General features: G+C 42.9%; 12 protein-coding genes. 9 read left to right on the plus strand and 3 right to left on the minus strand.

Annotated features, from left to right (window positions below; genetic code table 11):
• The first annotated feature begins 23 nt into the window (after window positions 1-23).
• The 9 genes from SJY09_RS01515 (at window position 24) to SJY09_RS01555 (ending at window position 19,718) form a co-directional block, all read left to right on the plus strand.
• Window positions 24-3,335: an FG-GAP-like repeat-containing protein gene (locus tag SJY09_RS01515; protein ID WP_396637206.1), complete on the plus strand. Its 3,312-nt coding sequence runs from the start codon at window positions 24-26 to the stop codon at window positions 3,333-3,335.
• 265 nt (window positions 3,336-3,600) lie between these two features.
• The gene (locus tag SJY09_RS01520; protein WP_396637207.1) at window positions 3,601-13,908 is read left to right on the plus strand and encodes a hypothetical protein; all 10,308 of its coding nucleotides are present in this window, start codon (window positions 3,601-3,603) and stop codon (window positions 13,906-13,908) included.
• 86 nt (window positions 13,909-13,994) lie between these two features.
• On the plus strand, window positions 13,995-15,959 hold the full coding sequence (locus SJY09_RS01525; protein WP_396638581.1) for a gliding motility-associated C-terminal domain-containing protein: 1,965 nt from the start codon (window positions 13,995-13,997) through the stop codon (window positions 15,957-15,959).
• A 67-nt stretch (window positions 15,960-16,026) separates the two neighbouring features.
• A complete protein-coding gene (locus SJY09_RS01530) occupies window positions 16,027-16,926 on the plus strand; it encodes a type IX secretion system membrane protein PorP/SprF (RefSeq protein WP_396638582.1) in 900 nt (299 codons plus the stop codon).
• An 83-nt stretch (window positions 16,927-17,009) separates the two neighbouring features.
• On the plus strand, window positions 17,010-17,558 hold the full coding sequence (idi, locus tag SJY09_RS01535) for an isopentenyl-diphosphate Delta-isomerase (RefSeq protein WP_396637208.1): 549 nt from the start codon (window positions 17,010-17,012) through the stop codon (window positions 17,556-17,558).
• Window positions 17,539-17,946 carry a 6-pyruvoyl trahydropterin synthase family protein gene (locus tag SJY09_RS01540; RefSeq protein WP_396637209.1) on the plus strand — a complete coding sequence of 136 codons (408 nt, stop codon included), beginning with the start codon at window positions 17,539-17,541 and terminating at the stop codon, window positions 17,944-17,946. Before idi ends, SJY09_RS01540 begins: the two co-directional genes overlap by 20 nt.
• Window positions 17,947-18,396, plus strand: coding sequence for a peroxiredoxin (locus tag SJY09_RS01545; RefSeq protein WP_396637210.1), 450 nt, complete (start codon window positions 17,947-17,949; stop codon window positions 18,394-18,396). It abuts the gene before it with no gap.
• A 32-nt stretch (window positions 18,397-18,428) separates the two neighbouring features.
• Window positions 18,429-19,391 (plus strand): type I phosphomannose isomerase catalytic subunit, encoded by a 963-nt coding sequence (locus SJY09_RS01550; RefSeq protein ID WP_396638583.1) that lies wholly within the window; start codon window positions 18,429-18,431, stop codon window positions 19,389-19,391.
• Between the two features lie 57 nt (window positions 19,392-19,448).
• Window positions 19,449-19,718: a hypothetical protein gene (locus tag SJY09_RS01555; RefSeq protein WP_396637211.1), complete on the plus strand. Its 270-nt coding sequence runs from the start codon at window positions 19,449-19,451 to the stop codon at window positions 19,716-19,718.
• 144 nt (window positions 19,719-19,862) lie between these two features.
• Here SJY09_RS01555 and SJY09_RS01560 read toward each other — a convergent pair whose 3' ends face one another.
• The 3 genes from SJY09_RS01560 to SJY09_RS01570 form a co-directional block, all read right to left on the minus strand.
• Window positions 19,863-20,561 (minus strand): DUF4369 domain-containing protein, encoded by a 699-nt coding sequence (locus tag SJY09_RS01560; protein WP_396637212.1) that lies wholly within the window; start codon window positions 20,559-20,561, stop codon window positions 19,863-19,865.
• Window positions 20,562-20,633: 72 nt separating this feature from the next.
• Window positions 20,634-21,899, minus strand: coding sequence for a DUF819 domain-containing protein (locus SJY09_RS01565; protein ID WP_396638584.1), 1,266 nt, complete (start codon window positions 21,897-21,899; stop codon window positions 20,634-20,636).
• 45 nt (window positions 21,900-21,944) lie between these two features.
• Window positions 21,945-22,748, minus strand: coding sequence for a Cof-type HAD-IIB family hydrolase (locus SJY09_RS01570; protein ID WP_396637213.1), 804 nt, complete (start codon window positions 22,746-22,748; stop codon window positions 21,945-21,947).

Raw genomic sequence — 22,748 nt, forward strand, 5'->3', positions numbered from 1 at the left:
TCTGATTTTATAACCCTTAAATCATGTACGTTTCTTTTTTTTGCAAAAAATTCAGTTTTAGATATACCATATTCATTCTCTTTTTCAGCTTGTTTTTTAAATCTTCGCTAGGACAGACTACCTTCACAGAAAGCGCGGCCTCTTATAACCTGAATATTTCTGGAAATAAAGATGGTGGACATGCTTGGGCAGATTATGATTTAGATGGCGATTATGATATTTTTATAAATACGAATAATAGAGGGTATCTGTTAAGAAATGACGGAGGCAACTTTACCGATGTAACCAATACATTGATTTCAGATGTTAATAATGACGGTTTAGAGAGAAGCGCATTGTTTGTTGATTTTAATAATGATAGTTACCCTGATATTTTTAGAAATGATAGTGGTAACGCAAGGATTTATCTGCAAATTCCAAATACTAACCCTAATAATATTCGTTTTGGTCTTAGTAATGGTACACAACCAAATCAAACATTTAATGATGGTAATTTTGGGAACGAGTTTAATTCAGAGGGTGCTGGAGCCTTGGATTATGATGGTGATGGCGATTTAGATATTTTCATAGATAACCACAATTATGGTATTGATATTTTACAAAATGACGGTAATGGTTTCTTTACACACGTTACTGCCAAACCTCCGGGTTACGATGTAAATGATTCTTCTACCTGGCCTTTAGGCTTGGTGCAAGATGCAACTGATGGAGATTACGGTTCTGCAACAGATTTTAATGATGATGGCTGGGTAGATATAGTTGCGAGAAAACAAGATCAAGTAGATTTATTTACAAACATTGGAGGAAGCTTTCAAGATGGTGTTGATATTGACCAAGCTGCTAATAATAATAAAGGATCAGTAGCTTTTGGCGATTTGGACAACGATGGTGATTTCGATTTATATTGGACAGAGAATGGAATCAATCAAGTTCATCAAAATAATGGTGATGGGACTTGGACGGGATTAGGAACAGCTACAGGTATTCCTATAAATTTTTCCAATCAAATTGAGGGTTTAGCCATGGGAGATGTGGACAATGACGGTGATATTGATATATTCCTTACCGGAAATAATGTAAGTCAATTATATTTAAATCAAATCAACAATGGAGGTAATCCAATGACCTTTTTAGATTCTGGATTATCCTTTAACAATAGGGGAGAAGGGTGCACCTTTATAGACATTGATACTGATGGTGATTTAGATTTGTACATAAATCGAAATGGTTCAAACTCACTTTACATAAATAACTTGGGGGTTTCGGCTAGAGCAAATCACCTATATATTGATATAAAGGAAAATAGGGATGAATTTGGATTAACAGGAACGGAAGAAAGATTCGGTATTGGTGCAACAGCAAAAATCCTCGATTGTGCGGGTAATGTAATTTCTGGTACACGAGAAGTGAACGGTGGTTTCGGACATGGAACCATGGAACCTGGGGTTATACATTTCGGCCTACCAGATGGCCCAGATAATCCTATTGTTCTAGAAATCGGTTATCCTAGAACTCCAACAGGAAGAGTTGTTGTGAGAAGTCAAATTACACCTTCCGATTTTAATAATGGGAGCATAAACTTAGTAAATTTATTACCAGATACATCAAACTTATCACCCATTGCTCAGGATGATAATATAAACACATCATCCAATGTTGGCGTAACATTCGATGCTCTAATTGATAACGGTAACGGAGTAGATAGTGACCCAGAAAGTAGCGCTCTTGAAATTCTCTCTATTACACAACCAACCCATGGCAGTGCTGTGTTAAACCTAGACGGAACAATAACATATAATCCAGGGAATTTTTTTGGAACTACCTCATTTACATATACCATTGGTGACAATGTAATTTGTTCATTTGCTTCAGGTCAGGATACCGCAACTGTATTTTTAACAGTTTCTGAATCTCTAGATTCTGATGGTGATGGAGTTTCAGATAATATTGATTTAGATGATGATAACGACGGTATTCTAGATGCAGAGGAGGCTGGTTTTTCTGTACTATGGGTAACGCAAAATACTGCTGGTGCAGAGGAACAAAATGTTATAGATAAACTGACTGCTTTAGGTTATACGGTTACAGTGGTAGATGATGGAGTAGGCGGTAATGCAAATGATTATTCGGTTACCTTCATATATGAGGATTCCAATAGTGGAACAGCCTTTGCTAATGTTGCAAATATGACTACCACGTCAAACGGAATTATAACAAGTGAAAATGCATTACATGATGAGTTACTTGGAGCTAATTCAGGCTTATCTAGTACTAATAATTTAATTGATATAATTAATAATTCACACCCTATTACTACAGGTCTTTCATTAGGAGATTATGACATAGGCGATGGGGCATTTCATGCAAATAGTTTAGCGTCTGGTACAGTATTAGGTCGTCATCCTAACGGAGAAGTGAATATGGCAATATGGGAAGAAGGAGATGTATTAGATACAGGAGTAGCTTCAGGTAGAAGAGCAATAGTACCACACACAAATGGAAATGGAGGTTTTAATGCTGCAGGTGAAGATTTATTAGTTAATGCCATAATATGGACCGCTGGCAGGGATACAGATAAAGATGGTATTGATAATTATTTAGATTTAGATAGTGATAATGACGGAATTTATGATGCCATTGAAGCAAATCACGGCCAAACACAAGTTATAGGGCGTATTACTGGAAATGTAGGTTCAGATGGAGTACCGGATAATGTTCAAGCTGCTGGTCAAGAAGATAGTGGTACAGTAAATTATACACTTCAAAATTCTGATAGTTCATTAGATAGGGATTACGTTGATACGGACAGTGATGCTGACGGATGTAATGATGCAAATGAAGCCTATAACGATGACAATGCAGATAGCGATAATAACGGAACATACGGATTTGGTTTGCCTACTGTAAACGCAGATGGTACGGTAATAGGGGCTAGTTATACTACCCCGGTAGATAACGATTCTAATGCTGTATTCGATTTTATTGAAGCAGGTGGTGCCCCAAGTATTAGCATTCAACCAGTAGATACTAATGTTTGTCCAGGATGTGTAACTACCATGACAATAACTGCATCCGCAGATACATATCAGTGGCAGATTTTCAACGGGAGCAACTGGGACAATCTAAATGATTCTGGTATTTATAGTGGTACATCAACAGATACATTGACGATTACTGATCCTGCGGCAAATGATAATAATAACAGATATCGTGTAATAACTTCTAATTCAAGTTTTGTTTGCGAAAACGAAATTTCAGATGAAGCAGAATTATTTATTCAGGTTGGTACAGTAATTACCAATCGCAGAATCACCTATCGCGTTAAGAAAAATTAGTCTAATTCCCTGAGGGGTTTCGCTTAATAAGTGTGGTTTTCTCGATTAAATCTAATACTCCCAATACGACTATAACAAAGTGTTTTTCAATAAAATCAAGTATGGTATTTCATCGAGCAACTATAGTGAAACCTCATGTTTTTAGAACTAGACACTACTTTTAAATGGTTACACAACATTTATTTCTTAGGGCTAGGCTTAAAGTTAATTTTGTAAAGTAATAGCATGTCGTGGAATTTTTCCATGTATTTGGGAACATGCGAAGATGAAATTGAATAAAGATATTTTGAATTTAGGATTTACACAGATGAAGAGGACACAAGTGAACAGTTTAAGTAAAAAATTAATCATGGACAAAAAAGTTCTATGGATACTATGCTTAGTATCAAGTTTTACGTTTGCACAGACTACAGTTACATTAGAAGACCAATGTAACTGTGAAGTACTTCAAGGTACGGATGTATCCGCTCCTGGCGTAACAACACCAGGCGGCGCAGATTTAGGTGATTTGTACGTAAACACGACCTCAGGTACCATATACTTCTGGGATGGTGATTCATGGGAACTGACCACTGCTGCAAATACGGACAATCAGCAACTTCAAAATTTTACTTTTGATGCGGCTACCAATATATTGACTTTAGATTTAGAGAATGGTGGAAGTGTTAATGTAAACCTTACCGATTTACAAGATACTTTAGTGGATACAAATACCACAAATGACCGTATTGAGGTCGCAGGCCCTAATCTCGTAATTACGGATAGTGAAAATAATACCATCTCAATACCTCTGGCAGACATTGCAGACCAAGTAAATACTAATACAACGATAACATCTTTCGAAATAGATGGGACGAATACGAATTTGATATTAACAGATAGTGATTCTAATAGTTTTTCTATTGCATTGGCGGATATCGCGGCTTTAGTTAATACGGATAATCAGAATTTGGAAAACTTTCAAGTGAATGGAGCAAATTTGGAATTAGGTATTGTTGACGGAAATATCGTTTCTGTTCCTTTAGCTGATATTACAGCTGGAGTTAATACGGACGACCAAACCTTATCGGAAGTACTTACCGAAGGCGCTGATGCCGGCGGTACGGTAATCACGAACGTGGGCACCCCGGTAGCTGGCACGGATGCCGTAACGAAGGATTACGTGGACGGTCTAGCGGATGACGATATCAGTGCAGTTGCTTTTGACGGAACCAACCTAAGTGTAACGGAGAGCGGAACCACGCTATCGGCGGACATTTCGGCTTTGGACGATTCAGCCGGAGTTGCCACGAACGCAGGTAACATCGCCACGAATGCGACCAACATTACCACAAATGCAGGTAACATTACTACGAACGCAACGGATATAGCGAACCATATCGCCGCGGATAATGATACGGATGCTACGAACGAGATACAGAATTTAAGTGAGGTACTGACCGAGGGCGCTGATGCCGGCGGTACGGTAATCACGAACGTGGGTACCCCGGTAGCCGGTACGGATGCCGTAACAAAGGATTACGTAGACGGTCTAGCGGATGACGATATCAGTGCAGTTGCTTTTGATGGTACCAACCTAAGTGTAACGGAGAGCGGAACCACGCTATCGGCAGATATTTCGGCTTTGGACGATTCAGCCGGAGTTGCCACGAACGCAGGTAACATCGCCACGAACACCACGAACATCGCAACCAATGCAGGTAACATAACCACGAACGCTACGGATATAGCGAACCATATCGCCGCGGATAATGATACGGATGCTACGAACGAGCTACAGAATTTAAGTGAGGTATTGACCGAAGGCGCTGATGCCGGCGGTACGGTAATCACGAACGTGGGCACCCCGGTAGCTGGCACGGATGCCGTAACGAAGGATTACGTGGACGGTCTAGCGGATGACGATATCAGTGCGGTTGCTTTTGATGGTACCAACCTAAGTGTAACGGAGAGCGGAACCACGCTATCCGCGGACATTTCGGCTTTGGACGATTCCGCCGGAGTTGCCACGAACGCAGGTAACATTACTACGAACGCAACGGATATAGCGAACCATATCGCCGCGGATAATGATACGGATGCTACGAACGAGCTACAGAATTTAAGTGAGGTATTGACCGAAGGCGCTGATGCCGGCGGTACGGTAATCACGAACGTGGGCACCCCGGTAGCTGGCACGGATGCCGTAACGAAGGATTACGTGGACGGTCTAGCGGATGACGATATCAGTGCAGTTGCTTTTGACGGAACCAACCTAAGTGTAACGGAGAGCGGAACCACGCTATCGGCGGACATTTCGGCTTTGGACGATTCCGCCGGAGTTGCCACGAACGCAGGTAACATCGCCACGAACGCAACGGATATAGCGAACCATATCGCCGCGGATAATGATACGGATGCTACGAACGAGCTACAGAATTTAAGTGAGGTATTGACCGAGGGCGCTGATGCCGGCGGTACGGTAATCACGAACGTGGGTACCCCGGTAGCCGGTACGGATGCCGTAACGAAGGATTACGTAGACGGTCTAGCGGATGACGATATCAGTGCGGTTGCTTTTGACGGAACCAACCTAAGTGTAACGGAGAGCGGAACCACGCTATCGGCGGACATTTCGGCTTTGGACGATTCCGCCGGAGTTGCCACGAATGCGACGAACATCGCAACCAATGCAGGTAACATCACCACGAATGCGACGAACATCGCAACCAATGCAGGGGACATTACCACGAACGCAGGTAACATAACCACGAACGCTACGGATATAGCGAACCATATCGCCGCGGATAATGATACGGATGCTACGAACGAGCTACAGAATTTAAGTGAGGTACTGACCGAGGGCGCTGATGCCGGCGGTACGGTAATCACGAACGTGGGCACCCCGGTAGCCGGCACGGATGCCGTAACGAAGGATTACGTGGACGGTCTAGCGGATGACGATATCAGTGCAGTTGCTTTTGACGGAACCAACCTAAGTGTAACGGAGAGCGGAACCACGCTATCGGCGGACATTTCGGCTTTGGACGATTCCGCCGGAGTTGCCACGAACGCAGGTAACATCGCCACGAACGCAGGTAACATCACCACGAACACCACGAACATCGCAACCAATGCAGGGGACATCACCACGAATGCAGGTAACATTACTACGAACGCAACGGATATAGCGAACCATATCGCCGCGGATAATGATACGGACGATACGAACGAGATACAGGATGCCGCTGGAGTTGACTTCACGGCTGCGGGCAATACAACGAGTACCAATGTACAGGATGCTATAGAAGAAATACAGACGGAATTGGATGGTGTTGATGGAACAGATGACCAGAACTTAGAAAACTTCCAAGTGAATGGAACCGACTTGGAGATAAGTATACAGGACGGCAATACGGTAAGCGTACCGTTGGCAGACATTAATACGGATAACCAGACAGCATCGGAAGTTACTGTAACCGATGCAGGTGGTAACTTCACAAATAATGAAGTAGAGGGCGTTCTTGAAGAAATAGATTCAAGGATAGATGCACTTGTACTAGCAGGAGGTTCTGATGGAAACGACTTCGTAACAGGTGGTTCTTTATCAGGTACAGACCTTACCTTGAACGTTCCAAATCAGGTAGACCCTGTTATTGATTTATCAGGACTTCAAGATGGTACGGGAACCGACGACCAAGATTTAGGTATCGGAGCAGGTGGTGTTGCCAACGAAAGTGTGGAGGTAACGATAACCGATGGAGCAAGCACAACGATAGACATCAGAGATGCCGATAGTAATGCTACGAACGAGATACAGAATTTAAGTGAGGTACTGACCGAGGGCGCTGATGCCGGCGGTACGGTAATCACGAACGTGGGTACCCCGGTAGCTGGCACGGATGCCGTAACGAAGGATTACGTGGACGGTCTAGCGGATGACGATATCAGTGCGGTTGCTTTTGATGGTACCAACCTAAGTGTAACGGAGAGCGGAACCACGCTATCCGCGGACATTTCGGCTTTGGACGATTCCGCCGGAGTTGCCACGAACGCAGGTAACATAACCACGAACGCAACGGATATAGCGAACCATATCGCCGCGGATAATGATACGGATGCTACGAACGAGCTACAGAATTTAAGTGAGGTATTGACCGAAGGCGCTGATGCCGGCGGTACGGTAATCACGAACGTGGGCACCCCGGTAGCTGGCACGGATGCCGTAACGAAGGATTACGTGGACGGTCTAGCGGATGACGATATCAGTGCAGTTGCTTTTGACGGAACCAACCTAAGTGTAACGGAGAGCGGAACCACGCTATCGGCGGACATTTCGGCTTTGGACGATTCCGCCGGAGTTGCCACGAATGCGACGAACATCGCAACCAATGCAGGTAACATCACCACGAATGCGACGAACATCGCAACCAATGCAGGTAACATAACCACGAACGCAACGGATATAGCGAACCATATCGCCGCGGATAATGATACGGATGCTACGAACGAGCTACAGAATTTAAGTGAGGTACTGACCGAGGGCGCTGATGCCGGCGGTACGGTAATCACGAACGTGGGTACCCCGGTAGCCGGTACGGATGCCGTAACGAAGGATTACGTGGACGGTCTAGCGGATGACGATATCAGTGCAGTTGCTTTTGACGGAACCAACCTAAGTGTAACGGAGAGCGGAACCACGCTATCGGCGGACATTTCGGCTTTGGACGATTCCGCCGGAGTTGCCACGAACGCAGGTAACATCGCCACGAACGCAGGTAACATCACCACGAACACCACGAACATCGCAACCAATGCAGGGGACATCACCACGAATGCAGGTAACATTACTACGAACGCAACGGATATAGCGAACCATATCGCTGCGGATAATGATACGGACGATACGAACGAGATACAGGATGCCGCTGGAGTTGACTTCACGGCTGCGGGCAATACAACGAGTACCAATGTACAGGATGCTATAGAAGAAATACAGACGGAATTGGATGGTGTTGATGGAACAGATGACCAGAACTTAGAAAACTTCCAAGTGAATGGAACCGACTTGGAGATAAGTATACAGGACGGCAATACGGTAAGCGTACCGTTGGCAGACATTAATACGGATAACCAGACAGCATCGGAAGTTACTGTAACCGATGCAGGTGGTAACTTCACAAATAATGAAGTAGAGGGCGTTCTTGAAGAAATAGATTCAAGGATAGATGCACTTGTACTAGCAGGAGGTTCTGATGGAAACGACTTCGTAACAGGTGGTTCTTTATCAGGTACAGACCTTACCTTGAACGTTCCAAATCAGGTAGACCCTGTTATTGATTTATCAGGACTTCAAGATGGTACGGGAACCGACGACCAAGATTTAGGTATCGGAGCAGGTGGTGTTGCCAACGAAAGTGTGGAGGTAACGATAACCGATGGAGCAAGCACAACGATAGACATCAGAGATGCCGATAGTAATGCTACGAACGAGATACAGAATTTAAGTGAGGTACTGACCGAGGGCGCTGATGCCGGCGGTACGGTAATCACGAACGTGGGCACCCCGGTAGCCGGCACGGATGCCGTAACGAAGGATTACGTGGACGGTCTAGCGGATGACGATATCAGTGCGGTTGCTTTTGACGGAACGAACCTAAGTGTAACGGAGAGCGGAACCACGCTATCCGCGGACATTTCGGCTTTGGACGATTCCGCCGGAGTTGCCACGAACGCAGGTAACATCGCCACGAACACCACGAACATCGCAACCAATGCAGGGGACATAACCACGAACGCTACGGATATAGCGAACCATATCGCCGCGGATAATGATACGGATGCTACGAACGAGCTACAGAATTTAAGTGAGGTATTGACCGAAGGCGCTGATGCCGGCGGTACGGTAATCACGAACGTGGGCACCCCGGTAGCCGGTACGGATGCCGTAACGAAGGATTACGTGGACGGTCTAGCGGATGACGATATCAGTGCGGTTGCTTTTGATGGTACCAACCTAAGTGTAACGGAGAGCGGAACCACGCTATCGGCGGACATTTCGGCTTTGGACGATTCCGCCGGAGTTGCCACGAACGCAGGTAACATCGCCACGAACACCACGAACATCGCAACCAATGCAGGGGACATTACCACGAACGCAACGGATATAGCGAACCATATCGCCGCGGATAATGATACGGATGCTACGAACGAGATACAGAATTTAAGTGAGGTATTGACCGAGGGCGCTGATGCCGGCGGTACGGTAATCACGAACGTGGGTACCCCGGTAGCCGGTACGGATGCCGTAACGAAGGATTACGTGGACGGTCTAGCGGATGACGATATCAGTGCGGTTGCTTTTGACGGAACGAACCTAAGTGTAACGGAGAGCGGAACCACGCTATCCGCGGACATTTCGGCTTTGGACGATTCCGCCGGAGTTGCCACGAACGCAGGTAACATCGCCACGAACACCACGAACATCGCAACCAATGCAGGGGACATAACCACGAACGCTACGGATATAGCGAACCATATCGCCGCGGATAATGATACGGATGCTACGAACGAGATACAGAATTTAAGTGAGGTACTGACCGAGGGCGCTGATGCCGGCGGTACGGTAATCACGAACGTGGGTACCCCGGTAGCCGGTACGGATGCCGTAACGAAGGATTACGTGGACGGTCTAGCGGATGACGATATCAGTGCGGTTGCTTTTGACGGAACCAACCTAAGTGTAACGGAGAGCGGAACCACGCTATCCGCGGACATTTCGGCTTTGGACGATTCCGCCGGAGTTGCCACGAACGCAGGTAACATCGCCACGAACGCAGGTAACATCGCCACGAACACCACGAACATCGCAACCAATGCAGGGGACATTACCACGAACGCAGGTAACATTACTACGAACGCAACGGATATAGCGAACCATATCGCCGCAGATAATGATACGGACGATACGAACGAGATACAGGATGCCGCTGGAGTTGACTTCACGGCTGCGGGCAATACAACGAGTACCAATGTACAGGATGCTATAGAAGAAATACAGACGGAATTGGATGGTGTTGATGGAACAGATGACCAGAACTTAGAAAACTTCCAAGTGAATGGAACCGACTTGGAGATAAGTATACAGGACGGCAATACGGTAAGCGTACCGTTGGCAGACATTAATACGGATAACCAGACAGCATCGGAAGTTACTGTAACCGATGCAGGTGGTAACTTCACAAATAATGAAGTAGAGGGCGTTCTTGAAGAAATAGATTCAAGGATAGATGCACTTGTACTAGCAGGAGGTTCTGATGGAAACGACTTCGTAACAAGTGGTTCTTTATCAGGTACAGACCTTACCTTGAACGTTCCAAATCAGGTAGACCCTGTTATTGATTTATCAGGACTTCAAGATGGTACGGGAACCGACGACCAAGATTTAGGTATCGGAGCAGGTGGTGTTGCCAACGAAAGTGTGGAGGTAACGATAACCGATGGAGCAAGCACAACGATAGACATCAGAGATGCCGATAGTAATGCTACGAACGAGATACAGAATTTAAGTGAGGTACTGACCGAGGGCGCTGATGCCGGCGGTACGGTAATCACGAACGTGGGTACCCCGGTAGCTGGCACGGATGCCGTAACGAAGGATTACGTGGACGGTCTAGCGGATGACGATATCAGTGCGGTTGCTTTTGATGGTACCAACCTAAGTGTAACGGAGAGCGGAACCACCCTATCCGCGGACATTTCGGCTTTGGACGATTCCGCCGGAGTTGCCACGAACGCAGGTAACATCGCCACGAACACCACGAACATCGCAACCAATGCAGGGGACATTACTACGAACGCAGGTAACATTACTACGAACGCAACGGATATAGCGAACCATATCGCCGCGGATAATGATACGGATGCTACGAACGAGATACAGAATTTAAGTGAGGTATTGACCGAAGGCGCTGATGCCGGCGGTACGGTAATCACGAACGTGGGCACCCCGGTAGCCGGCACGGATGCCGTAACGAAGGATTACGTGGACGGTCTAGCGGATGACGATATCAGTGCGGTTGCTTTTGACGGAACGAACCTAAGTGTAACGGAGAGCGGAACCACGCTATCCGCGGACATTTCGGCTTTGGACGATTCCGCCGGAGTTGCCACGAACGCAGGTAACATCGCCACGAACACCACGAACATCGCAACCAATGCAGGGGACATTACCACGAACGCAGGTAACATTACTACGAACGCAACGGATATAGCGAACCATATCGCCGCGGATAATGATACGGATGCTACGAACGAGATACAGAATTTAAGTGAGGTATTGACCGAAGGCGCTGATGCCGGCGGTACGGTAATCACGAACGTGGGCACCCCGGTAGCTGGCACGGATGCCGTAACGAAGGATTACGTGGACGGTCTAGCGGATGACGATATCAGTGCGGTTGCTTTTGATGGTACCAACCTAAGTGTAACGGAGAGCGGAACCACGCTATCGGCGGACATTTCGGCTTTGGACGATTCCGCCGGAGTTGCCACGAACGCAGGTAACATCGCCACGAACACCACGAACATCGCAACCAATGCAGGTAACATAACCACGAACGCAACGGATATAGCGAACCATATCGCCGCGGATAATGATACGGATGCTACGAACGAGATACAGAATTTAAGTGAGGTACTGACCGAGGGCGCTGATGCCGGCGGTACGGTAATCACGAACGTGGGTACCCCGGTAGCCGGTACGGATGCCGTAACGAAGGATTACGTGGACGGTCTAGCGGATGACGATATCAGTGCGGTTGCTTTTGACGGAACGAACCTAAGTGTAACGGAGAGCGGAACCACGCTATCCGCGGACATTTCGGCTTTGGACGATTCCGCCGGAGTTGCCACGAACGCAGGTAACATCGCCACGAACACCACGAACATCGCAACCAATGCAGGGGACATAACCACGAACGCTACGGATATAGCGAACCATATCGCCGCGGATAATGATACGGATGCTACGAACGAGCTACAGAATTTAAGTGAGGTATTGACCGAAGGCGCTGATGCCGGCGGTACGGTAATCACGAACGTGGGCACCCCGGTAGCCGGTACGGATGCCGTAACGAAGGATTACGTGGACGGTCTAGCGGATGACGATATCAGTGCGGTTGCTTTTGATGGTACCAACCTAAGTGTAACGGAGAGCGGAACCACGCTATCGGCGGACATTTCGGCTTTGGACGATTCCGCCGGAGTTGCCACGAACGCAGGTAACATCGCCACGAACACCACGAACATCGCAACCAATGCAGGGGACATAACCACGAACGCTACGGATATAGCGAACCATATCGCCGCGGATAATGATACGGATGCTACGAACGAGATACAGAATTTAAGTGAGGTATTGACCGAAGGCGCTGATGCCGGCGGTACGGTAATCACGAACGTGGGCACCCCGGTAGCTGGCACGGATGCCGTAACGAAGGATTACGTGGACGGTCTAGCGGATGACGATATCAGTGCGGTTGCTTTTGATGGTACCAACCTAAGTGTAACGGAGAGCGGAACCACGCTATCGGCGGACATTTCGGCTTTGGACGATTCCGCCGGAGTTGCCACGAACGCAGGTAACATCGCCACGAACACCACGAACATCGCAACCAATGCAGGGGACATTACCACGAACGCTACGGATATAGCGAACCATATCGCCGCGGATAATGATACGGATGCTACGAACGAGATACAGAATTTAAGTGAGGTATTGACCGAGGGCGCTGATGCCGGTGGTACGGTAATCACGAACGTGGGCACCCCGGTAGCCGGTACGGATGCCGTAACGAAGGATTACGTGGACGGTCTAGCGGATGACGATATCAGTGCGGTTGCTTTTGACGGAACGAACCTAAGTGTAACGGAGAGCGGAACCACGCTATCGGCGGACATTTCGGCTTTGGACGATTCCGCTGGTGTAGCCACGAACGCAGGTAACATCGCCACGAACACCACGAACATTACGGCTAATACGAACGATATCACAGACCTACAGAACAACAAAGAGGACGCTGCGAACAAATCAACTGACGGCACCTTGTCAGGTAATTCCGATACGGACTTCCCGACGGAACAGGCCGTGAAGACTTATGTGGATACACAGATTACCGCTAGTACTACTGTTGTAACTGCAGGAAATGATATTAGTGTTACCGGCGATGGCAGTGTAGCAACTCCCTACGTTATAGCCAATACAAGACCTAATATATTTTATCCACCATCTATTGCTATTGATGTTTCTGCCTATTCTGGAACGCCAATATTGAACCAAACTATTGATTTACATGCACAATATATCGCACAATATGGGAGTCCTATGGTAAGAAGTGATGTAGGAGGTGGAGATGAGGCCCCAACCGCAATTCCAACCTACGCTCCGGGTGAGTTATATTATTATGTGACATTCTTTGATAACGCAGTTTTTGATAATGTTGAAATTAATGCAGATGGTGAGATGGAATATGACATTATTGGAGCACCAGCAGATTATAACTCTTTAATAAATGTAGTATTTGTAGTAAAGTAACTAATTAAATAGGAGCCCAAATTAATTTGAAAGCTATCATAACATATAAAACCTTATTTCTCAGTATTGTATTCGCATTTCTGGGAATGATTGTTTCTAACGCCCAGTTCTTATTGCAAGCACCGAATAGTACCGATGAAAATAATTATCAATGGTATGAAGCTTCGGATACAAGTACTGTTCTAGGAACTAATTTTTTCTTAGAAGTTACCAATCCAGGTATCTATTTTGCTACTTACGATGGGACCTTATGTGGCTCCAATGCTACGGGTTACTTTATCGTAACGGATTGTACTGCACCGGATAATGAGGTAACCATGGATATTTCTTCAAATGTTACATCTGGAGCTTCTGTTAGCTGGAACCCTGTAGTTCCTGGAGATCAACTTAGACCTACTGTAACGGCTACCGAAACAGTAGTAAGGTATACGGCTACTGTAACTAAAGTTGGTAATGATTCTAGCTTACCTAATTTCACGGTTGTCTGTTTGCAACAAGCAGCTACGCTGGTAGATGATATTGCATCTGTAGACGAGGACGATTCTGTAATCGTTGATATCTTTGCAAATGATTCTGATTTACCAACCACTGGTACGCTTACGACTACCAACCCTTCAAATGGAACCGTAACTATTGATGATAATGGTACTCCGAACGATCCAACTGATGATATCGTAACCTATATTCCAAATCCTGATTATAATGGACCTGATAGTTTTGAGTATACCGTTTGTAATTCGAGTGGAGACTGCAGTACGGCAACAGTGAATATAGATGTGCTTCCAATCTTGGATACTATAGATGATAGTGTAGCAGTGGAGCAAGACACTGATGTGCTTATAGATTTTTGGAATGCTAATGATAATGATTTGCCAGCGACAGGTACTTTTAGCGTAACCCAACCATCCAACGGTACAATTATCGTAGATGATAATGGAACGCCAAACGATCCTACTGACGATGTGGTAATTTACACGCCAAATCCCGGATACATTGGAACGGACTCTTATACCTATACTGTTTGTGACAATCTTGGTAATTGTGATACCGCTACAGTAACGATTTTAGTTTCACCTCCAATGGTTTCGGATATTGATTCGGATAACGATGGTATCATAGATAGTTTTGAGGATTTGAACTTGGACGGGGATAATGACCCCGCTACAAATCCAACTGATTCTGATGGAGATGGTTTCCCAGATTATCTAGATATCGATGCTGACAATGACGGTATTCCGGACAATCTAGAGGCACAAACTACCGCCGATTATATAGCACCTAGTGGTATTGATGCAAATAATAATGGACTTGATGATGCCTACGAAACTGATGGAGATTTAGGGTTGTTCCCAATAGATACCGACGGTGATAGTTTACCGGATTATCTAGATGAAGATAGTGATAATGATAATGTTCCTGATAATATTGAAGCTCACGATTATAACCAAGATGGTATCCCAGATGTAGTTTTTATTGGCTCGGATAAAGATGATGATGGACTTGATGATGGATATGAAGGTGCCATAACAGTTGATGTTGATGTAAATGATGAATTGGATGATCCCTTCGGACAATTACCTAATACAGATAATGATGAGGAGTCCGATTATCGTGATACGGATGACGATGATGATGGTATTGAAACTATAGACGAAGATTTAGATTTAGATGGTAATTATGCTAACGACGATGCTGATGAGGACGGAATTCCAAACTACTTAGATGCGGATTTAGGCATACAAGGAGATGTAATCGAAGTTTTCAATGTGTTAACGCCTAATGGAGATGGTGTTCATGATGTGTTACGAATAGATGGTTTAGAGAATTATCCTAACAACGATATAAGCATATATAACAGGTGGGGCGTATCTGTCTTCACCACAAGAGCCTACGACACTGAGGGTAATGTTTTTGATGGAACCTCTCAGGGTAGAGTAACTGTAAACCAGGATAATCAACTACCTGTCGGAACGTATTTTTATATTTTAAATTACGAAGAACCTAATGGCGAAGCAAAACAGCTTTCTGGTTACTTATATATTAATAGATAGAAAAATGGCAGGAATTAAATTTTTATTAAAAAATATTCATATTCAGTTTTCTGGCCTATTCTTATTAATGGTAACCTTTTGTTTTATGAGTATAGGTTCCTATGCCCAACAAGATGCTCAGTATACGCAGTATATGTATAATACGGTAAGTGTTAACCCTGCCTATGCCGGTTCTAGAGGTCAGATAAGTATTGCGGCCCTTCATCGTTCTCAATGGATAGGATTAGATGGTGCTCCGGTCACGCAGACACTAAATGTACATTCTCCAGTGGGCTATAGGGGATTAGGTCTAGGTTTTTCTATTGTTAATGATAAGATTGGTCCAACATCTGAAACCAATTTTGATGTGGATTTCTCCTATACAATTTATACTTCCTTGGAAGGTCGTTTAAGTTTTGGCTTAAAGGCGAGTGCTAATTTGTTGGATATTCGCTTCTCAGAATTAAACCAATTTGGTCCAGATCAAACTCTACAACAGGATATTGACAATAGACTTTCACCAAATATTGGGGCTGGGGTCTATTATCATACCAATAAATTCTATGCAGGATTATCTGTCCCAAGATTCTTGGAAACCTCACATTTTCAGGAATCATCTTTGTCTACGGCAAAGGAACAGATGAACTTTTACTTTATTACGGGATATGTCTGGGATGTTAATCCATCTCTAAAATTTAAACCTACATTACTTACCAAATTAACTCAAGGAGCACCCTTACAAGTAGATGTTTCCGCTAACTTCATGTTTAACGAAAAATTTATTTTAGGAGCTGCATATAGGTGGGATGCTGCCTTTAGTGGTATGGCAGGTTTTAATATATCAAACAAATTCTTAATAGGTATCGCTTATGACCGGGAAACGACAGAATTAGGTAACGCTGCCTTTAATGACGGGTCTTTTGAAGTAATATTCAGATATGACTTCATCACGAGCAAGAATAATCTAAAATCGCCCAGATTCTTTTAGAAACCCTCTACTTCTTTTATTACTTCAAGGTTTTTTATGAGCAGGTATTGCCCCAAGTTACCTAAAGGTCTTATTTTTGTGTAATGAGGGAAGAAGAAGTAATTTTGGTCAATGCTAACGATGAGCAAATTGGTACGATGCCAAAGATGGAAGCTCATGAAAAGGCACAACTTCACAGAGCATTTTCGGTATTTATTCTTAATGATAAAGGTGAAATAATGCTGCAGCAAAGAGCTGCACATAAATACCACTCACCGTTATTATGGACCAATACCTGTTGTAGTCATCAAAGAGTAGGGGAGACAAATTTGGAGGCTGGTAAAAGACGACTTCAAGAAGAAATGGGGTTTACGTCAGAATTAAAGGAATTATTCTCTTTTATATATAAAGCACCATTTGACAATGGTCTTACAGAGCATGAGCTAGATCATGTAATGTTGGGTTCTTATAATGCATCTCCGGTGATTAATACCGAAGAAGTTGAAAACTGGAAATGGATGAAACCCGGCACTATTAAAAAAGATATAGAAAATAATCCGCAGGAGTATACGGCCTGGTTCAAGATTATTTTTGAAAAATTTTATGAACATTTGCTAATGAATATTGAAAAAAATGAAGGTAAAAGTAAGTAGAAAGGCGCATTTTAACGCTGCCCATAGATTATTTAGGGCAGATTGGGAAGATGCTAAAAACAAAGCGGTTTTCGGTAAATGCAGTAATCCTAACTTTCATGGACACAATTATGAATTAATCGTAAGTGTTATTGGAGCAATTGATTCAGAGACTGGTTTCGTTATGGATGTTAAGGTATTGAAAGACCTAATTAAATTACATATTGAAGATGCCTTTGACCATAAGAACTTAAATGTAGAGGTTAAAGAATTTCAAACACTTAACCCAACTGCGGAAAATATTGCGGTAGTAATTTGGAACAAGTTAAGAAAACACATTAGCAGCGATAAAGAATTGGAAGTTGTGCTCTACGAGACACCAAGAAATTTTGTAACCTTTTCTGGATAAATGGGACTACGGGTAGGCGATTCAGTTCCGTTATTTACACTTCCGGATGCAAAAGGAAATCAATTTTCAATAAAGGAGCTTATAGGTAAGAAACCATTTGTAATTTACTTCTATCCTAAAAATAATACGCCTGGTTGCACAAAAGAAGCCTGTGATTTCCGAGACAAATACGAAGATTTCAAAAATATAGGTGCCGAAGTTGTCGGAATAAGTGCGGATTCGTCCAAAAGTCATTCTAATTTTCAAAACAAATATCAATTACCCTTTATTTTATTATCCGACAAGAACAATCAGGTTCGAAAAAAATTTAAGATAAAGAACAGCTTACTCTTATTACCAGGCAGGGAAACCTATGTTATTGACGAAAAAGGGAAAATAATTATGGTTTTTAATAGTATAAATGCCTCCGAACATATGAAAAGGGCATTATTAGCGTTATCTAAAAAGTAAGATATATCTTACTTTAAATTACTATTATGAATATACATCCTTTGAAATTTAAACCAATCCTCAAAGAGCGACTTTGGGGAGGAGAAAAATTGGGAACTGTCTTAGGGAAACCTATTACAAATGATATTACAGGTGAAAGTTGGGAACTTTCTACAGTTGCTGGAGATGTTAGTGAAGTTTCTAACGGAGCATTAGCCAATACCTCGTTAAAAACTCTTATCGATAATCATGCGGAAAGGCTTTTAGGAAAAAGTGTAGTAAAGCGTTTTGGAAAAGAATTTCCCATACTCATAAAATTTATTGACGCTAAGCAAGACCTTTCTATCCAGTTACATCCTAATGATGAGCTAGCTAAGGAAAGACATGATTCTTTTGGAAAGACCGAGATGTGGTATGTTATGGATGCTAATCCTGGCGCGGAGCTTATAGTAGGATTCAATAAGGATGTTACAAAGTCGGAATATGCCAAAAGCTTAGAGGAAAATACCTTATTGGATTTGTTGAATTATGAACCCGTAAAGGAAGGCGATACCTTTTTTATTAATACAGGAAAGATTCACGCTATAGGTGCCGGTGTCCTATTGGCGGAAATTCAGCAGACCTCGGATGTTACGTATCGGGTGTTCGATTTTAATAGGAAAGATAAAGAAGGTAACCTGAGAGAACTGCATACGGAATTGGCACTTGATGCCATTGATTACCAGAAAAAAGATGATTTTAAAGTCTCCTATGACGATAAATCGGATACTTCTAATGCAATGGTAGCTTGTCCATATTTTAAGACCAATTTTCTTAGTCTTGAAAACGATTTCTCGCAAGACACTGTTCATAGAGATTCTTTTACCATTTTTATGTGTGTAGATGGTTCGGGTGTTGTGCAAACAGAATCTGGTGAAGCTATGATAGCAAAAGGAGAAACGGTCTTAGTTCCTGCCTCCTCGAATAGTATTGCAATAAAAACTTCAGGAGCTAAATTTCTAGAAGTTACTATTTAATCAGATTATATAGTTTAATATTCTAAAATCGTATTTTTGTAAAAAAATAGAAGTAACATGGCAAGTGTAAGAGATTTAAAAAAAGATATTAATTACGTTTTAGGAGATATTATGGACGCCGTCTATATAGTGGAAGCTGCAAATGGAAAATTAGATTCTAAAGAAGGTTCTAAAATAATAGATGGTGCTATTGAAACGTTTGATTCATTAATTGCAAAAGTAAATCAACGCGATGTTGAAAATAGAAAAGCACATTTAAAATCGGTTCGTGCAGAACTAGAAACTAAGGCGAAAGGTCTGGTAGACGAGCTTAATAAGCTAAATTAAAACCCTACTTTTAAAGAATTTGGAAAGCACCTTAAATAGGTGCTTTTTTATTGGCACCTCCAATAGGTATAATATCCTCGAGGCATGCATTGTAATTAAATGTTCATTTTCTCCGAATGAATTGCGGGCTTGTTCAGAATTAGTTTATTTTTTATCCTTTACAAGAGCCATAAGTTGTTTGCCATATTTAGATGCAGCAACCTCTGGTGTTAATGCTTGTGCAATAGTGTCTAAATATTTAATATTTGCATCTGGAATTTCCTTTAAGGCAATATAAGGGGCTACATAAGAGTCTTTATTGTTAAGTGCAAAGTTAATAGCGTACATATAACCTCGTTGAATATTTCTAGTGTTCATAAATTCTAAAGAGTCTAATTCTTTAGCAGTTAAAGGATTTTCGGCATTTGATGCTGTCTGCATAATTTCCAGGCTTCTTTTGTTTACTTCGGACATGTTCTTTCGGAACTCATCTAACTTATCATTGCTATCGGAACCTACTATTTTGGCGTTTAAATCAAAAGTGTTCCAATTGGTAGTAATGTTGATAACACCAGGTTCCCCAAAAAAAGCAAGCCTATCGTTAACATCGTTATTATCTTTTTTGTCTAAATATAAATAGAATAGCTCCGGACTCTTCAACTCTGTTCTAAATTCAAAATTACCATCACCTTCAATAAGGAGCGAGTCTATCGAAACCAGGGCAGTATCTACCACATTTTGAAAATATAAAGTTCCTTTTTTTAAGCCCTTAACTTTACCGATTACAGTCATGGTATTTTCTGTATCTCCACCACAAGAGGTTAAGAAAACAAGAACTAAGAATGAAGCAAATATTTTTTTCATGGTTATATTTTAGGGGGCAAATATCAATATTTTTTTTAGGATTTCTATGGACTTGAGCTTTATTTAAAAAGTTTATTGCAAACTGGATGCTATTTCCATAAGGTAAGCACATAGCAATGCTCCACCGGTGCCCACAACATATCCAAGTACGGCTAATAAAACACCAACTGAGGTCAGTGAAGGATGAAACTCTGCTGCCACAACCGGAGCAGAAGCTGCCCCTCCTACGTTGGCTTGACTACCTACGGCAAGAAAAAAGTATGGTGCCTTTATGAGTTTTGCAACAAGTATTAGTAAACCGGCGTGTATAGTTATCCAGATAAAGCCTATGGCTATTAATCCTGGATTTTCCAGTACTTTACCCAAATCCATTTTCATACCAATAGTAGCGACTAAAATATAAATGAACATACCGCCAATTTTACTTGCGCCAGCTCCCTCATAGTTTTTTGCCTTGGTAAAGGAGAGCGCTATTCCTATTGACGTGGCTATGACTACCATCCAGAAGAAAGCGGAACCTAGAAAAGAAAGAAAACTCTTTTTGTCACTTATAGCTTCAAAACTATTTGTGAGATAAGTGCTTATGGCATCACCAAAAAAGTGTGCCACACCCACGGCGGAGAAGGCCAAGCATAGCATTATCATATAATCATTTAGCGTGGGTACTCTGGTGATTCTTTCCGTGAATTCGGTCACTTTAATTTTTAATGTCTCAATAGCTGAAGTATCCGCTTTGAGCCATTTGTCTATCTTTTTAGTTTTGCCGACCCCAAGAAGAATAATTGCCATCCATACATTGGCAACAACAATATCTATTAGGACCATACCCCCGTACTTTTCAGGGTTGTATTGAAAAATTTCTAGCATGGCGGCTTGGTTTGCTCCTCCACCTATCCAACTACCGGCAATGGTAGATAATCCTCTCCAGATAGCATCAAAATCGTTTCCTCCAACAGTCTCGGGCGAAAAAATTGAAACGAGAAGAATAGCAATAGGCCCGCCTATAATAATACCCACGCTACCCGTTAGAAACATTATAATAGCTTTTGAGCCCAGGTTGGAGATTGCTTTCAAATCAATGCTTAGGGTCATTAAGACCAAAGCTGCAGGCAAAAGATACCTACTGGCCATAAAATATAGGTTCGACGTCTCATCGGAGATAAGACCACTGCTTGTTAATATGGCTGGTAATAAATAACACATAAGAACGGCAGGAACTATTTTGTAAAACTTTTTCCAAAACCCAGTTTTAATGCTAGAGGTGTAAAATATAAATCCAAGTGCTAATGCAAGTAGGCCAAAAACTACCGTATCATTGGATATTATGGGTTGGGTCATAGAACTGTCCATGGGTGGGTTAAAGTTGATATTTCTCAAATATACTCAAATAAGTAAGTGTTCTCGGATAAAGTGTGCCACACCGTCTTCGGTATTTTTCAAAGTTACATTGTCCGAAATACGCTTAACTTCCTCCCTCGCATTTCCGACCGCCACACCATAAGCAACATGGGTTAACATATCCATGTCGTTATAATTATCTCCAAATGCGATAATGTCCTCTAAGGTTTCTTCATTTGTGAGCAGGTTTTTAACAGCGGTTAATTTTGACACTGATTTTGGTGCTACTTCTATAAGTGTATCATTAGATCGGTATATATATAACACGTCACCAAATTGATTATTTAATAGTGGCATCAATTCATCCGAACTCTTTTTAGTGCCCATAAGCATCAACTTGTGAGCACCTAACTTATTTTTTTCAAGATAGGAAAGCGTTAACGAAGCTGGCAAGAACGACGGGTAGGTTCTGGTATATTTTATTTCTTTTTCTACTCTTTCAGAAGATTTTGTCACTTGCCAATTATCATTCTCATATAGGCCTATCTCGGTTTTGAAACCATTACATATGTCGTAAATCTGACGAACGACCTGAAGAGGAATATAAACTGATAGCAATTCTTTTTTTCCGTCGAGGACAAGAGCACCATTGTAACAGATGATAGGCTGTTCCTCAATTCCCAAACGTTTTTGAAGGTAGCGCATGCCGCTAGGCATTCTAGCTGAAACAAGGATTACCTTTATTTTATCTCTTATGCGCGCAATTTCAGCAATAGTAGTATCGGAAACATCACTCTTTGTTGTAAGTAAGGTTCCGTCTAAATCCGAACATAGTAGCTTAAAATTCAT

Origin of the sequence: Maribacter sp. R77961, assembly GCF_044594925.1 — a bacterium.
In the GTDB taxonomy this organism is placed as follows: Bacteria; Bacteroidota; Bacteroidia; order Flavobacteriales; family Flavobacteriaceae; genus Maribacter.